Annotated in this window: 13 protein-coding genes and 1 pseudogene; 2 read left to right on the top strand and 12 right to left on the bottom strand. The window is 72.2% G+C overall.

Features of this window, described 5'->3' with window-relative positions; genetic code table 11:
• Positions 1 to 237 precede the first annotated feature (237 nt).
• The 8 genes and pseudogenes from OG514_RS18485 to OG514_RS18450 all read right to left on the bottom strand — a co-directional run.
• Complete coding sequence (locus tag OG514_RS18485) at positions 238 to 1,125, bottom strand: DUF5936 domain-containing protein (RefSeq protein WP_266896068.1); 888 nt, start codon at positions 1,123 to 1,125, stop codon at positions 238 to 240.
• 16 nt (positions 1,126 to 1,141) lie between these two features.
• Complete coding sequence (locus OG514_RS18480) at positions 1,142 to 2,083, bottom strand: type II secretion system F family protein (protein WP_266896066.1); 942 nt, start codon at positions 2,081 to 2,083, stop codon at positions 1,142 to 1,144.
• Complete coding sequence (locus OG514_RS18475; RefSeq protein ID WP_266896064.1) at positions 2,083 to 3,429, bottom strand: CpaF family protein; 1,347 nt, start codon at positions 3,427 to 3,429, stop codon at positions 2,083 to 2,085. The genes OG514_RS18480 and OG514_RS18475 overlap by 1 nt, the downstream gene beginning before the upstream one ends.
• Positions 3,430 to 3,445: 16 nt before the next feature.
• Positions 3,446 to 3,829 (bottom strand): TadE/TadG family type IV pilus assembly protein, encoded by a 384-nt coding sequence (locus tag OG514_RS18470; RefSeq protein WP_266896062.1) that lies wholly within the window; start codon positions 3,827 to 3,829, stop codon positions 3,446 to 3,448.
• Entirely contained in the window at positions 3,826 to 4,191 is a 366-nt protein-coding gene (locus OG514_RS18465) for a TadE family protein (RefSeq protein WP_266896060.1), read from the bottom strand. The genes OG514_RS18470 and OG514_RS18465 overlap by 4 nt, the downstream gene beginning before the upstream one ends.
• 3 nt (positions 4,192 to 4,194) lie before the next feature.
• A complete protein-coding gene (locus OG514_RS18460; RefSeq protein ID WP_266896058.1) occupies positions 4,195 to 5,463 on the bottom strand; it encodes a P-loop NTPase in 1,269 nt (422 codons plus the stop codon).
• A gap of 7 nt (positions 5,464 to 5,470) precedes the next feature.
• Positions 5,471 to 6,178 carry a Flp pilus assembly protein CpaB gene (gene cpaB, locus OG514_RS18455; protein WP_266896056.1) on the bottom strand — a complete coding sequence of 236 codons (708 nt, stop codon included), beginning with the start codon at positions 6,176 to 6,178 and terminating at the stop codon, positions 5,471 to 5,473.
• A gap of 376 nt (positions 6,179 to 6,554) precedes the next feature.
• Positions 6,555 to 7,370 (bottom strand): annotated as a pseudogene (locus tag OG514_RS18450) (hypothetical protein); the annotation flags it as partial.
• A 422-nt stretch (positions 7,371 to 7,792) separates the two neighbouring features.
• On the opposite strand from OG514_RS18450, the gene OG514_RS18445 reads away from it, so the two are divergent.
• Positions 7,793 to 9,514 (top strand): glycoside hydrolase family 18 protein, encoded by a 1,722-nt coding sequence (locus OG514_RS18445; RefSeq protein WP_323181560.1) that lies wholly within the window; start codon positions 7,793 to 7,795, stop codon positions 9,512 to 9,514.
• 67 nt (positions 9,515 to 9,581) lie between these two features.
• Here the strand turns inward: OG514_RS18445 and OG514_RS18440 are convergent, their stop codons facing one another.
• A complete protein-coding gene (locus tag OG514_RS18440) occupies positions 9,582 to 10,976 on the bottom strand; it encodes a serine/threonine-protein kinase (protein WP_266896052.1) in 1,395 nt (464 codons plus the stop codon).
• Positions 10,977 to 11,073: 97 nt separating this feature from the next.
• On the opposite strand from OG514_RS18440, the gene OG514_RS18435 reads away from it, so the two are divergent.
• On the top strand, positions 11,074 to 12,429 hold the full coding sequence (locus OG514_RS18435; RefSeq protein ID WP_266896050.1) for a M14 family metallopeptidase: 1,356 nt from the start codon (positions 11,074 to 11,076) through the stop codon (positions 12,427 to 12,429).
• Between the two features lie 62 nt (positions 12,430 to 12,491).
• Here OG514_RS18435 and OG514_RS18430 read toward each other — a convergent pair whose 3' ends face one another.
• Genes OG514_RS18430 through OG514_RS18420 form a run of 3 tightly spaced genes read right to left on the bottom strand, consistent with a single transcriptional unit; the run spans position 12,492 to position 14,796 of the window.
• Positions 12,492 to 12,902, bottom strand: a complete 411-nt coding sequence (locus OG514_RS18430) for a RidA family protein (RefSeq protein ID WP_266896048.1) — start codon at positions 12,900 to 12,902, stop codon at positions 12,492 to 12,494.
• The gene (locus tag OG514_RS18425; protein WP_266896046.1) at positions 12,899 to 13,666 is read right to left on the bottom strand and encodes an IclR family transcriptional regulator; all 768 of its coding nucleotides are present in this window, start codon (positions 13,664 to 13,666) and stop codon (positions 12,899 to 12,901) included. Before OG514_RS18425 ends, OG514_RS18430 begins: the two co-directional genes overlap by 4 nt.
• On the bottom strand, positions 13,663 to 14,796 hold the full coding sequence (locus OG514_RS18420; protein WP_266896044.1) for a sugar kinase: 1,134 nt from the start codon (positions 14,794 to 14,796) through the stop codon (positions 13,663 to 13,665). The genes OG514_RS18425 and OG514_RS18420 overlap by 4 nt, the downstream gene beginning before the upstream one ends.
• Positions 14,797 to 14,924 lie beyond the last annotated feature (128 nt).

Genomic DNA, 14,924 nt, shown 5'->3' with positions numbered 1-14,924 from the left:
GTTCGCCGACGGGGGGGTCGGCGGACAGGGCCCGTGGGCCGTGTGGGCCCTGGTCATCGGGTGGGCCTGGTGCCCAGCCAGGAGGTGGGGGTGGCGGTTTGACGGTTGTCGAGGTCCGTCGCGATCGCGTCCATCACTCCCCCTCCCTCACACTCAGTCCGCACTGTGGCACATCCTGTTGCGCGCGCGAAGGCCTTTCTCCCGAATATGTCATCGGCCGGCTGCCTCCTCGGCCGCTCACTCGCCCGTCACCGACCCGAAGTCCGTGCCCGTGCCCAGGAACAGGCCCGCGCCCAGCAGGATCATCGTCGCCGGGACCATCAGGGTCGTGATGACCATGGTCGCCTTGGGGACCGCCTTCGCCGCCTTGCGGCGGGCGTTCTGGGCGTCCGTTCGCCGCATGTCGTTGGCGATCTGTATCAGCGTGTCCACGATCGGCGCGCCCAGTTCCTCGCCCTGCTGGAGGGCGGTGACGAACTGGGCGACCTGCTCGGAGTCGTTGCGGCGGCGCAGTTCGTCGAAGGCCTGGCGGCGGCTGACGCCCATGTCCATCTGGCGGAGGGTGATGCGGAGTTCGTCGGCCCAGGGTCCCTCGTACTTCTCGGCGACGCGTTCGAGGGCCTGGCGGAAGCCGAGGCCGGCCGAGACGACGACGGCCAGGACGTCCAGGAAGTCCGGCAGGGTGCGTTCGATCTGGTCCTTGCGGATGCGGACCGCCGACCAGATGCCGACCTCCGTCCAGAACGCGCCGAAGGCGAAGAGGAGGAGGGCGACGAGGAAGGACCCCTTCGACAGCATGAGCAGGCCGCCCAGGAGGCCGAGGAAGCCGTAGACCGCCCGCCTCGCCCCGTACCGGTCGATGGTGAGGCCGCCGGGGTTTCCCGCGAGGTCGATGCGGCGCCGGACCGCGTTGACCCGCTTGGGGCCCATCAGGCGGAGCACCGCCGGCGACCAGCGCATGCCCAGGCGGTCGACGGCCGAGTCGACGGCCCCCGTGCGGGTGGCGCCGACCTCAAGGGCGAGCCGGAGGTCGTCGGGGAGCTTGGCGTCCGCGCGGTAGAGGCGGAGTCCGTACGCGACCCCGGCTACGGCGAGGCCGGCGAGGAGGGCGAGGAGGAGGTCCATGGTGGCAGTCCCGTCCCTACACGTCGATCTTCGAGAAGCGGCGGATGGCGATGAAGCCGACCGCGTACAGGGCGAACGCGGCGACGACGGCGAACTGTCCGACGCCCGAACCGGTCATCCGGTCCAGGGCGCCGGGCTGCATGTTGTCGATGAGCAGGAGCGAGCCGACGCCGATGACGGGGACGGAGTACGCGGTCATGCTCACCTGGGAGAGCTGGGTGCGGACCTCGCGACGGGTCTCCTTGCGTTCCTCAAGGGTCTCGGTGAGGTTGCGCAGGGAGGAGACGACGGTGCCGCCGGCCCGGTTGGCGAGGACGAGGGTGGTGACGAGGACGACGAGTTCGCGGGAGGGGAGGCGTTCGGCCAGCTCTCCCAGTGCGTCGTCGAGCGGGGTGCCCACGGCCAGCTGCTGGGCCACCTTCTCCAGTTCGTCGCCGGCCGGGGCCTCCAGCTCGTCGGCGGCCAGGCTGAGGGCCATCCGGAGGGCGAGCCCGGCCTGGGTGGCGTTGGCCAGGATGCGGGAGAGTTCGGGGAGTTGGTTGATGAACTTCTCGATGCGCTTCTGGCGCTGCCAGCTGAGGTAGCCCATGGCGACCCAGATGCCGAGGAGTCCGCAGATCGGGCCGAAGAACGGGGACAGCGCGGCCTGGCCGACGACCCAGAGGACGGCCACGGTCGCCGCGAGGGCCACGGTGAACTCGCCGGGCGTGACGTCGAGTCCGGTGGCAGCGATCCGCAGTTCCAGTTTCCGGCCGAGAGCCGTGCCGCGGACGCGCCGGTCGACGCCCCGGAAGCGACGCCTGCGCCTGCCCGCGGCCTCGGGCAGGCCCGACTCGTCCAGCCGGGCGACGAGCTCCGCGTGACGGCGGGCCCCGCTCGCGTACAGCTGGACGCCCGTGATGCCCAGGACGCAGGCGAGCAGGGTCACGCCCGCGGTCAGCCAGAAGGGGTCGGTCATCATTCCGCCTCTCGGGTGGCCAGGTGGGCGTCGGTGGCGGCCACACCGAAGGCCTGCGGGATGGGCTGTCCGGCCAGGTAGAGGCGCTCGGCGACCCGCCGCGGCAGCGGGTGGTACGTGAACTGCCCGTACACCCGTCCGTCGGCGGCGACCGGCTGCGCGTGGAAGCGGCAGACCGTGGCCAGGAGGAACCGCTCGCGCCCGTGGGAGGCGAGGACGGATATCTCGGTGATCCGGCGGGTGCCGTCGGGGTGCCGGGTGAGCTGGACGAGGACGTCGACGGCGCTGTTGATCTGGTCGCGGAGCGCCTCGAACGGCACCTTGACCTCGGACATCGAGGCCAGGGTCTGGAGGCGCATGAGCGCGTCCTCGGCCGAGTTTGCGTGGACGGTCGCGAGCGAACCGTCGTGGCCGGTGGACATCGCCTGGAGCATGTCGAGGGTCTCGCCGCCCCGGACCTCTCCGACGATGATCCGGTCGGGCCGCATGCGGAGGGAGTTGCGGACGAGGTCGCGGATGGAGATGGCCCCGCGGCCCTCGATGTTCGGAGGGCGGGCTTCCAGACGGATCACGTGCGACTGCTGGAGCTGGAGCTCGGCCGAGTCCTCGATGGTGATGATCCGCTCGCCGTCGGGCACGAGACCGGAGAGGGCGTTGAGGAGGGTGGTCTTCCCGGTGCCGGTGGCGCCGGAGACGATCAGGTTGAACTTGGCCTGAACGAGTCCCGACAGCAGGAGCAGCATCTGCTCGTCGAGGGAGCCGAGGCCGATCATCTCGTGCAGCGTGTACGCGCGGGGGAAGCGGCGGATGGTGAGGGTGGCCCCGGTGAGCGAGAGCGGCGGAATGATGACGTTGACGCGCTCGCCGGAGGGCAGCCGGGCGTCGACCATCGGATTCGACTCGTCGACGCGCCGGTTGACGGTGGACACGATCCGCTCGATGGTCTGCATCAGCTGGTCGTGGGAGGCGAAGCGGAGCGGGAGCAGTTCGACGCGTCCCGCGCGCTCGATGAAGATCTGGTCGGGGCCGTTGACCATGATCTCCGTGATCGAGGCGTCTTCGAGGAGCGGTTCGAGTACGCCGAGACCGAGGGCCTCGTCGACGACCCGGCGGATCAGCTGGGCCCGCTCGGCGGTGGAGAGGACGGGCCCCTCACGGCTGATGATGTGCCCGAGGACGCGCTCCAGGCGGGCGCGCCGCTCGGCGGCCGCCAGCGCGGACATCTCGGTGAGGTCGATCTCCTCCAGGAGTTTGGCCCGGAAGGCGGCCACGAGGTGGCCGTCCTCCCTGGCCGCGGCGCCGCCGCCGTGGTCCTCGGGGGCGTTGATCCGGGCTCGCAGACTCATGACTCGTCGTCCCTTCTCACTCGTCCTCCTCGTCGGGCAGGGGCATGACGGCGGTCTTGGTCACGGGGTCGAAGGTCCAGAAGGGGACGACGGAGGGGATGGTGACGGTGACGGTGTAGACGGCCTCCCCGTCTCCGCCGCCGGGCGAGACGGTGGAGCGCGACGCGATCCAGCCGCTGACGGCCGCGGCGGCGGCCGCGTCGGGACTGGTCGCCTCGTTGTCGTCGCTCGCGGCCCTCGCGGCCGCGCGCGCGGCCGTGCCCGCCTGCTGGGCGGCGTACGCGGCGACCCCGAGCTGGAGCCCGGCGAGTCCGACGAGGAGCAGGATCGGCAGGAAGCCGAGGTACTCGATGGCGGCCTGGCCTCGGTCGCGCCGTCCCTTGCGGAGGTCGCTTCTCATGGCGTGAGGCCCCTCTCGTCCACGGCGCCCGCCTTGCCCTCGACCGAGAAGAGGCCTCCCACGCCCGGGAACAGGACCGGGACCTGGAGGGTGACCACGGCGTAGGACATGCCGTCGCCCGGGCTTGAACAGTTCACCTGCGCGGACCAGGCTCCGTCCAGATGGCGCCGGGCGGCGCCCTCGCAGTCGCCCTGCACCGCTTGCTCCCTCGCCCCCTCGTCCGCCGCGTTCCCCGCCAGCGTGTACGTGTAGCCGACCAGGACGACCTGCCAGAGCAGGGCGAGGGTGAGCAGGATGACGGGCACCATGCCGACGAACTCGACCGCCACCTGCCCCCTGTCGTCGTCCCGGATCGTGGTCATCGTTCAGCGCCCTCCGGTGCGGCGTCGAAGGCCCAGCGAGCCCCGGTCGCCCGCGCGCGCGAGCTGCTTGCCGGGCTGGCCGGACGTCGGCGCGGCGGCCGGGGCCTGGACCAGGCCCAGCTCGCCCGCGAGGGCCCACAGTGCCTGCTTGACCGTCGACTTGGCGTCGAGTTCGTGGAGCCGGCCCGCGTCGACGACGGCCTGGAGTTCCTTGAAGTGGGCGGGGACGGCGACGCCCGCGATCCGGGTGCCGGTGATCTTCTGGACGAGGGGCGGCTGGATCTCGGTGGAGCGGTGGTGGCGGTTGACCAGGGTGACCGTCTCCTCGGCCTTGCGGACCTGGAGCCGTTCCCACATGCGTACGGTCCGCTTGGCTGCCCGGACGGCGACCACGTCCGGAGTGGCGACGAGGACGGCGGTGTCGGCCATCTCGATGGCGGCGGCGTTGGCGCTGTTGAGCTGGGAGCCGCAGTCGACGACGACGACCTCGTGCCGGCCGCGCAGGGCGCTGACGATCTGGCGGGCGGCGCGGTCGGTGACCTCCTCGCCGCGCTCGCCCTCCGCGGGGGCGAGGAGTAGGGAGAGGCCGGTCTCGTGGACGTACACCGCGTCCTGGAGGACGCGCGGCGAGATGTCGGCGATGGACGCGAGGTCGGCGACGGAGCGCCGGAACTGGACGTCGAGGTACGAGGCGATGTCGCCGCTCTGGAGGTCCATGTCGACGAGGGCGACGGTCCGCCCGGAGGCGCGGGCCGCGAGGGCGAGGTGGACGGCGGTGACGGTGGTGCCGACCCCGCCCTTGGCGCCGCTGACGGTGACGACGGTGCCGCCGGGGCCGGTGATCTGCTCCGCGCCCGCGCCGAGGTGGCGGCGGACGCCGACGGACCACTGGGCGGCGGCCTGGACGCGGCTGGCGAGTTCCTCGTACCCGAGGGGGAGCGTGACGAGGCCTCGGGCTCCGGAGTCCATGGCGGCGGAGAAGAGGACGGGGCTCGCGTCGGCGGTGATGAGGACGACGCCGACGGCGGGGAAGCGGAGGGCGACCTCGCGGACGAGTTCGAGCGCGGGGACGGGGCCGATCCGCTCGTGGACGAGGACGACCTCGGGAAGCTCGTCGAGGGAGGCGGCGGCGAGCCGCGCGAGGGTGTCGACGAGCTGGGTGGAGTCGGTGACCGGCGGGGCGGGTTCGGCGTCGGGGAGCTGGCCGATCAGGGTGGTGACCGACCGGGCCGCGTCGGGGTCGCCGACGGCCGGCAGGATCCTGGTGGTCATACCGGCCTCACTTGTCGTTTTCGAGCGTGTAGGTGCGGTCGCGCTGGTCGGACGGGGCGCCGCCGGTGGTGGGGGCGACGAGGGCGAGGCGTACGTGCTCGGCGAAGGACTCGGCGTACGCGACGCGCTGGGCGTCGAGGGTGGAGAGGGCGAAGGAGATCGGCACGGCCCCGTTGGTGCGCCCGGTGCGGTCGGAGCTGTCGCGGATCGCGGTGAGCTTGCCGACGTCGAGGACGCGGGCACTGGCGACGATCATGCGGGACTGGGAGGGCTCGCCCTTCTTCTCGCCCTCGAAGGTGGCGTAGATGTTGACGGTGGCGCCGGCGGTGATCTTGCCCGCGACGCCGGTGGCCGCGTCGATCATGATGGCGATCTCCTGCTGGCCCGGCTGGAGTTCGGGCTTCTCGACGATCATGTCGGACTGCAGGAGGGAGCCGGCCTTGAGCTGCGTGACGGCGATCCGGCCCTCGATCTGACGCAGGTCGGTGACGGCGGTCTCCGAGAGCCACCGCTTGGGCATGGAGATCTTCTCGAACTGGCTCGCCCTGAGGGGGGCGTACGGTTCCACGTCGTCCTTGATCCGGTACGCGGTGGTCTCCGGGCCGACCTTGGAGTTCACGTCGCTGATGACGGCGAGCACACCGGCGAAGGCGCCGAGGGCGCACAGGACGGACAGCAGCAGCAGGATGACGCCGCGGCGCTGGCGGGAGTTCATGGCCGTACTACCTCGTTCGGAGACGTGGGTCCGGGGCGGACGGGAGCGGGCGGTCGGGTGCGGGAGGAGTGGTCACTGAGGGGCCAAGGGGGAGGGGGCGCGGAGCTGTTCACGGCAGCGCACGGGTGGGATTCACCTGCACGTTCGCGGGGGTCAGCTCGGTGTACGAAGTCGAGTGCGGGGCCTGGTGCCGGCCCGGGTGCGAGCCCGCCTGCTGGTCCGGGTGCGAGCCCGCTTGTTGGACCGTGTACGTGCCCGCCGGTCGGGCCGTCCCCGCCCCCGCTCCCGCCCCGAGTGCGCGGGGGTCGCCGTCGCGCCGCCCCCCGCCCGAGGCGCTGAGCGCGCGACCGCCCTGCTCCGGCACCGCCCCCACCCGCAGCGGCGCCCCGCAGAAGCCGCAGCGGTCGCCGATGAGGTCCATCGCGCACCAGTGGCAGGTCTCGCGGCGTACGGAGGAGACGAGCTGGTAGAGGACGGGCAGGTCGGGGAGGTACGCGGCGAACTCGACGACCTTGCCCGTTCCCCACCAGCCGGGCGAGGCCTCGGGCAGGGGGGTCTCCTGGACGGGACCCTGGATCCGCCACCGGGGTACGAGGGTGGTGGTGGGCCAGTCGGTCTGGAGCTGGCCTCGGGCGAGCAGCAGTTCGGTGGTGAACTCCGGTCCGGGCAGGGGTTCCTCGCCGTTTCCGACGCGCACGATCTGCGCGGTCGGTCCGGCGAGTACGGCGAAGTGGGCGCCGGGCAGCCAGCCTTTGAGGTGGGATCCGAGGCTGACGGGCACGCGGTCGAGCCGGGAGACGGAGCCGAGGACGGCGCCCGCGTAGATGTAGTGGGCGAGCAGCCGGGCGGCGGAGGCGAGGACGCCGGGGCTGAAGTCGCAGGCGGCCAGCTGGCGGAGCTGGCGGACGAGTACGGCCGCTCCGAGGGGTGGCAGGTCGGTCCTGACCAGGGCGATCCGGTCGCTTTCGAGCAGGGCGCGGACGGCGCGGAGCCGTTGCTCGACGGCGGGCGGGGCGGAGGTGGGACAGACGACGACCACGTGCCCGTATCGCGCGATGAGCTGCTGCATGTCGGCGATCGAGGCGTCGAGCGACTGGGTTTCGGGGGCCGGGAGGACGGTGGCGTGCGGGGTTCCGGGGTCGGTCGGCGGCAGCGCCAGGTCGGCACTGGTGACCGCGATCGCTGTCGGCACGTCGGACCCCCCGTCCCCTTCGGCCTCCGGTGCCCCGGGGGCCGCGGATCACTTACCGCGTTCGCGGCGTCACCGCAGGGTGCAGCCGCCTCTGCACCTTATCCACGTACCCCGGGGTGGTGAACACACAATCCGCCAAGCTGCCCCCATTTCTTTGGGCCCGGGACGCGGGTCCCTCGACCCTTCCCACCCGCTCCGAACAGGGCTTGTTGCCAGAGGTCTTGACAATGCGATTGGTCTGGACCAACTTGTTCCGACAACGGTGGCCACCGTCCGCACTTCCCCGTAGTCCCCCGTAGTCCCCCGTACTCCCCCCGCACAGCCCCGTACTTCCGCATGCCCTCGTACCCCCGTACGAGCCCCTCCGTGCGACGACGTACGGCACCTCCACATCCCCCACATCCCCAACTCCCCTCCGGAGGATGCACGTGGACCGCACCACCACCCGCCCGCACGGACGCCGCTGGCTCGGCGGAGCCCTCGCGCTCGCCGTCGGCTCCGGGCTCGTCCTCGTCGGCGGAGCCGGCACCGCGCAGGCGGCCGACGTCAACGTCGCCAAGAACGCCGGTTTCGAGAACGGCCTCGCCAACTGGTCCTGTTCCGCGGGGAGCGGCGCCGCCGTCTCCTCCCCGGTCCGCACCGGGGCCGGCGCGCTGCGCGCCACCCCGGCCGGTCTCGACAACGCCAAGTGCGTGCAGACCGTGGCCGTGAAGCCCAACTCGACGTACACGCTGAGCGCCTGGGTCCAGGGCGGCTACGCCTACCTCGGCGCCAACAACACCGGGACCGGCTCCGGCAGCGTCTCCACGTGGACGCCCGACAGCGCCGCCTGGAAGCAGCTCACCACCACCTTCACCACCGGGGCGAGCACCACCTCGGTCGAGATCTACACCCACGGCTGGTACGGGACGTCCCCCTACCTCGTCGACGACGTCAGCGTCTTCGGACCCGACGGGGGCGGCGGGCAGGACCCCGACCCGGTCGTCCCGGCCACCCCGGCCGGCCTCGCCGCGGGCACCGTCACCTCCTCCTCCGTCGCCCTGAGCTGGGGCGCGGTCTCCGGCGCCACGGGCTACAAGGTCTACCGGGACGGTGCCAACCCGCAGGCGGTCACCGGCACTTCGGCCACCGTCACGGGGCTCACCGCCGACACCGCGTACCAGTTCCAGGTCGCCGCGACGAACTCCGCGGGCGAGTCCGCGAAGTCCACCGCCGTCTCCGCGCGGACCGCCAAGGTCACCGACCCGGGCCCCGGCCCGGCCGTGCCCAAGCACGCCCTGACCGGCTACTGGCAGAACTTCAACAACGGCGCCACGGTCCAGAAGCTGCGGGACGTGCAGTCGCAGTACGACATCATCGCCGTGTCCTTCGCCGACTCGACGACCACGGCCGGCCAGATCGTCTTCAACCTCGACCCGGCCGTCGGCTACGCCTCGACCGCCGACTTCAAGGCCGACATCGCCGCGAAGAAGGCCGCCGGCAAGTCCGTCGTCATCTCGGTCGGCGGCGAGAAGGGGAACGTCACGATCAACAGTGACGCCTCCGCGACCGCCTTCGCCGACAGCGCGTACGCCCTGATGCAGGAGTACGGCTTCAGCGGCGTCGACATCGACCTCGAGCACGGCATCAACGCGACCTACCTGACCAAGGCGCTGCGTCAGCTGTCCGCCAAGGCCGGTTCGTCGCTGGTCCTGACGATGGCCCCGCAGACCATCGACATGCAGAGCACGGGCACCGAGTACTTCAAGGCGGCGCTCGCCGTGAAGGACATCCTCACGGTCGTCAACATGCAGTACTACAACAGCGGTTCGATGCTCGGCTGCGACGGCAAGGTCTACAGCCAGGGTTCGGTGGACTTCCTCACCGCGCTCGCCTGCATCCAGATCCAGGGCGGTCTCTCCCCGTCGCAGGTCGGTCTGGGCGTCCCGGCCTCCTCGCGGGGCGCGGGCAGCGGCTACGTCGACCCGCAGATCGTGAAGAACGCGCTCGACTGCCTGACCAAGCTCACGAGCTGCGGCACCTTCAAGCCGGCCCAGGCCTGGCCGACGCTGCGCGGCGCGATGACCTGGTCGACCAACTGGGACGCGACGGCCGGCAACGCCTGGTCGAACGCGGTCGGCCCACACGTCCACAACCTGCCGTAACGACACACAGCCGTACGGACGTCACACCGCAGCGCCGCCGGTCCCCCGGCGGCGCTGCGCCGTTTCGTCAGGCGGGACGGAACAGGGCCAGGACCCGTTCGAGGCCGTGGACCCACTCGTCGACCCTGGCCGCCCGGCGGCCGTCGATCTCGCAGGTGTAGTCGGTGCCGTCGTACAGGACGACGGCGATGCGCAGCCACCGGCCGCGCCGGGTCCGCTCGTACCGTACGGCCCTGATCTCGGGCCAGCTGAACTCGGCTTCGTCGTCGAGGAGTTGCAGACAGATTCCGGCGCCGTCCACGACGATCCCGTAGATGCTGTCGGCGGCGACGAACTCCGGGACGGGCTGCGGGGGCGCGACGGGAGGCGGCGGGACGAAGAGGGTGGGCGTGGGCGGCCCGAATCCCGGCGGGATCGAGTCACGGGGAGGCGGGGGCGCGTACGGCGACGGGACCGAGCCGTGCGGATGCGGGGCCGCGTACGGCGACGGGACCGCGGTCTGCGGCGGCACGGGCGGCGACGGGATCAGGCCCTGGGGCGGCCCGTACGACGGCGGGATCGAGTCATGCGGCGGCCCGAACCCCGACGGGGCCGGATGCTGGGGCGTCGCGGGCGCGTCGACGGCCGTCGGCGGCGGCACCGTCCCCGCCGCGTCCCGCACCCCCTCCCCCAGGGCGTCCAGGATCTCCTCCGGCGCGGGCCGTTCGGCCGGGTTCTTGGCGAGGCAGCGCCCCACGAGCCCGCGCAGGGCCTCGGGCACGGAGGCGAGGTCCGGGTCCTCGTGCACCGCGCGGTACATGAGCCCCATCGGGGTGCCGTCCCCGAAGGGCCGGCCGCCCGCCGCGGCGACGAGCACGGCGCCGAGGGCGAAGACGTCGGCGGCGCCCGTGACCTCCTCGCCGAGGGCCTGTTCGGGGGCGAGGTAGCCGGGGGTGCCGAAGGCCGAGCCGGTGGCGGTGAGCCGGGTCGACTCCACCGCGCGGGCGATCCCGAAGTCGAGGACGCGGGGCCCGTCGGAAGCCATGACGATGTTGCCGGGCTTGAGGTCGCGGTGGACGAGCCCGCAGGCGTGGATGGCCTCCAACGCCTCGGCGAGCGCGGCCCCGAGCGCGCGCAGCCGCCCCTCGCCCATGGGGCCCTGGGCGGTGACGAGGGCCGAGAGGGTGGGGCCGGGGATGTAGGCGGTGGCGAGCCAGGGCGCCTCGGCGTCGGGGTCGGCGTCGACGACCTGCGCGGTGTGGAAGCCGCCGACCTGCCGGGCGGCGGCGACCTCGGCGCGGAAGCGCGCGCGGAAGGAGGGGTCGGCGGCGAGTTCCGGCCGGGCCACCTTGACGGCGACGGCGCGCCCGCCGCGCGATCGGGCCAGATAGACGGTGCCCATGCCGCCTTCGCCTAGTTTGTGCTCGATGACGTATCTACCGATGAGGGTCCCCACGCGGGACAGTATGGCCGAACTCCTCATCTTGACCCGTCCATGACATGGCTTCACCATGTGCCGGAACGCGCAACCACCCGCACGAGCTTGTCGCACCCCCCACCCTCCCCACCCAGGAGACAGCATGCGACGTCCCAACCACGGCAGAAGGTCCGCCACCCTCGCGGCCCTCGTGGCGCTCGCCCTCGCGGCGCCCCTCTCCGCCCTCACCACGCCCGCCGGGGCCGACCCGTCGTCGACCGCCGCCCGTATCGCCGCAGGGGCCGATGAGGTGATCCGGCAGTACGAGGTCGCCGGGCCCTCCACCCCGGCCGCCCGCACCGCGCTCACCGCCACCGGCGTCTCCATCGACGAGGTCGACGCCCGCTCGGTCGTGGTCAGCGCCAACACCGAACAGCTCAGGAACCTCAAGGCGCTCGGCTACAAGCCGATCGCCCTGCCCGGCCCGCCGAACCGCGCGGCCGAGGGCGGCCAGACCGTCGGCCCGCTCGACTTCCCCTCCGCCGACGCGAGGTACCACAACTACGCGGAGATGAACGCGGAGATCGACCAGCGCCTCGCCCAGTACCCCTCGATCATGCGCAAGCAGGTGATCGGGAAGACGTACCAGGGCAGGGACATCGTCGCCATCAAGATCAGCGACAACGTCGCCACCGACGAGAACGAGCCGGAAGTCCTCTTCACCCACCACCAGCACGCCCGCGAGCACCTCACCGTCGAGATGGCGCTGTACCTCCTGCGCGAGCTCGGCGCGGGCTACGGCAGCGACTCCCGGGTCACCAACGCCGTCAACGGGCGCGAGATCTGGATCGTCCCGGACCTCAACCCGGACGGCGGCGAGTACGACATCGCGAGCGGCTCCTACCGCAGCTGGCGCAAGAACCGGCAGCCCAACTCCGGATCCTCGTACATCGGCACGGACATGAACCGGAACTGGGACTACAAGTGGGGCTGCTGCGGCGGCTCTTCGAGCTCCAAGAGCTCCGAGACGTACCGTGGCGCGGCCCCCGAGTCCGCCCCCGAGGTGAAGGTCGTCGCCGACTTCGTCCGCTCCCGGGTGGTCGGCGGCAAGCAGCAGATCACCGCGGCCATCGACTTCCACACGTACAGCGAGCTCGTGCTCTGGCCCTTCGGCTGGACCACGGCCAACACCGCACCGGGCATGACGCTCGACGACCGGAACGCCTTCGCCGCGGTCGGCGGCAAGATGGCGGCCAGCAACGGCTACACGCCCGAGCAGTCCAGCGACCTCTACATCACGGACGGCTCGATCGACGACTACCTGTGGGGCGCGCAGAGGATCTTCGCGTACACCTTCGAGATGTACCCGTCCTCGTCCGGCGGCGGCGGCTTCTACCCGCCCGACGAGGTCATCGAGCGCGAGACGAGCCGCAACCGCGACGCCGTCCTGCAGCTCCTGGAGAACGCGGACTGCATGTACCGCTCGATCGGCAAGCAGGCGCAGTACTGCGCGGCCTGACGACCGGTGACTGACGGGGCGCCCCGACCGGGTCGGTCGGGGCGCCCTGTCGCGTACCGGTCTCAGCCGAGGACGGCCAGCGCGTCGATCTCGATGAGGAGGCCGGCCGGGAGGCCGACGTAGACGGTCGTGCGGGCGGAGGCCGGGGCCTTGAGGCCCTCGTCCTGGAAGTACTGGTTGTAGATGGCGTTCATCTCGGCGAAGTGGTCCACGTCCGTCAGGTAGACGCGCATCATCATCACGTCGTCCCAGCTCGCGCCGCCCTCCTCCAGGATCGCCTTGACGTTGGCGAAGGTCTGGAGGGTCTGCTCGCGCAGGGTCGGACCGGCGACCGTCGGGGCCTGGCCCTCGACGGCCGGCAGGAAGCCGACCTGGCCCGCGACCTGGAGGATGTTGCCCTTCTTCACACCGTGCGAGAACTTCGCCGGCGGGGCGGTGTGGGTGGCGGGCGTGAGGGCGGTCTTCTCGGTCATTCGCTGTCCTTGGACTCGGTCGGGGCGTTGCCGGAGTACTCCCGGCTGATGGCGTCCGCGGTGCGGCGCACCTGCGGGAGGAGGGTGAGGAGTTCCTCGGCCGTGACGACCACGTTGGGCGCCGAGACCGACATGGCGGCGACGACGCGCCCGTCGGCGCCGCGGATGGGTGCGCCGACGCAGTTGATGGACTCCTCGTGGCCGCCGAGGTCGGTGGCCCAGCCCTGTTCGCGTACGGTCGCCAGCTCCTTGAGGAAGGCGGCGGCGTTCGGGGTCGAACGGGGTGTGTACGGGGGGTAGTCGAGCTTCGCGGCGACGGCACGGCGCTCGGGCTCGGGCAGGTCGGCGAGGAGCAGCTTGGCGACGGCGGCGACGGTGATCGCGACGGGCTTGCCGATGCGCGAGTACATGCGGACCGGGTAGCGGCTCTCGACCTTGTCGATGTAGACGACCTCGCCCTCCTCGTACACGGCGAGGTGGATCGTGTGCCCGATCCGCTCGTTGAGGGCCGCCAGGTAGGGGTGGGCGATCTCGCGGATGTCGAGGTTCTCGACGGCCTCCTGCGCGAGCGCGAAGAGCCGGGCGCCGAGCCGGTAGCGCTGGTCCTGCTGCCGGTGCACGAGTCCGTGCTCGTGCAGCGTGCGCAGCAGCCGCAGGGCCGTGGACTTGTGGACGCCGAGCCGCTCGGCGACCTGCCCGAGGTCGGCGGGGCCCTGGGCGAGCAGCGGCAGGATGCTGAGCGCCCGGTCGACGGTCTGGCTCATGGCGTACGTACCTCCTGGTCGTCCCCGGTCCAGCCGGGGCCGAGGTGAAGTGTGCCCCAGGCCGTGTCGTCGAGTGCGGCCAGCCGGTCGGCGTGGGCGCGGCGGGGCGGCGGGGCGAGGTCGCCGGGGACGGTGAGGGCGGCGGCGGCCATGAGGTGTCCGTGGCGGAGCCGGGTCCGTACGTCGAGCCCGCGCAGGGTGGCGGAGAGGAACCCGGCGGCGAAGGCGTCCCCGGCGCCGACGGGGGAGATGACGGTGACGTGGGGGGCGGGGGTGTGGGTGGCGGTGTCCGGGGTCAGGCACCCGGACCCCGTAGGGCCTTCGGCCGTGTCCTCGCACGCCGGACGGGCTGAAGATCCAGCCGGGCCGCGTTCGAACGCCACCGCCCCCTCCGCGCCCCGCTTCACCACCAGCACCGCGGGCTCCGGCAGCAGCGCGCGGAGGGTGGCGGGATCGCCCACCCCCCACAGCCGCTCCGCCTCGTCCTCCCCGACGAAGACGACGTCGGCCCGGCGCGCCAGGTCGAGCAGGACGGCGGCGGCGTGGGCGGTGTCGTCTCGCCACAGGCCGGGTCGGTGGTTCACGTCGAAGGAGACGAGCGGCCGGCCGGGGCACGGGGCGGTGAGGTCCCGCATCAGGGCCAGGCAGTCGGCGGAGAGCGCCGCGGTGATGCCGGTGACGTGGAGGATCCGGGCGTCGGCGACGGAGTCGTACGGGACGGTCGTCGGCGACATCGCGGAGGCGGCCGAACCGGCCCGGTAGTAGACGACCTCGTGGGCGGCGGTCGCCCGGTCCTCGTCGGTGCGGAAGTAGACGCCCGTCGGCCGGTGCGGGTCACGCCGGACGGCGCCGACGTCGACTCCGTACCCGCCGATCGTCTCGACGAGGTGGTCCCCGAAGCCGTCGCGGCCGACGCGGCCGACCCACCGGACCCGGTGCCCCGCGGCGGCGAGGGCGCAGGCGACGTTGGACTCGGCGCCGCCGATCGCGCGGGCGAACGAGGGGACGTCGGCGAGGCGGCCCGGCCGGGCGGGAAGGAAGGTGACCATGGACTCGCCGAGGCAGACGACATCAGGGGCCACGGCGGTCGGCGCGTCCCGGTCCGGGTCCGCGGGCGCGTGTCCGCTCACTCTCGGGCTCCCTGTGACTCCTACGGGTCCATTGACCCGGCCTTGGCCCGGATGTTAGACAGCGATGATCAATATGCGCAATGCGTGTTGCACATCATGCAACACGTGTTGATAACCCTCGACGAGGA

It is taken from the genome of Streptomyces sp. NBC_00572 (assembly GCF_026341815.1).
Lineage (GTDB): Bacteria > Actinomycetota > Actinomycetes > Streptomycetales > Streptomycetaceae > Streptomyces.
This window is presented reverse-complemented; position numbering and strand designations above follow the sequence as displayed.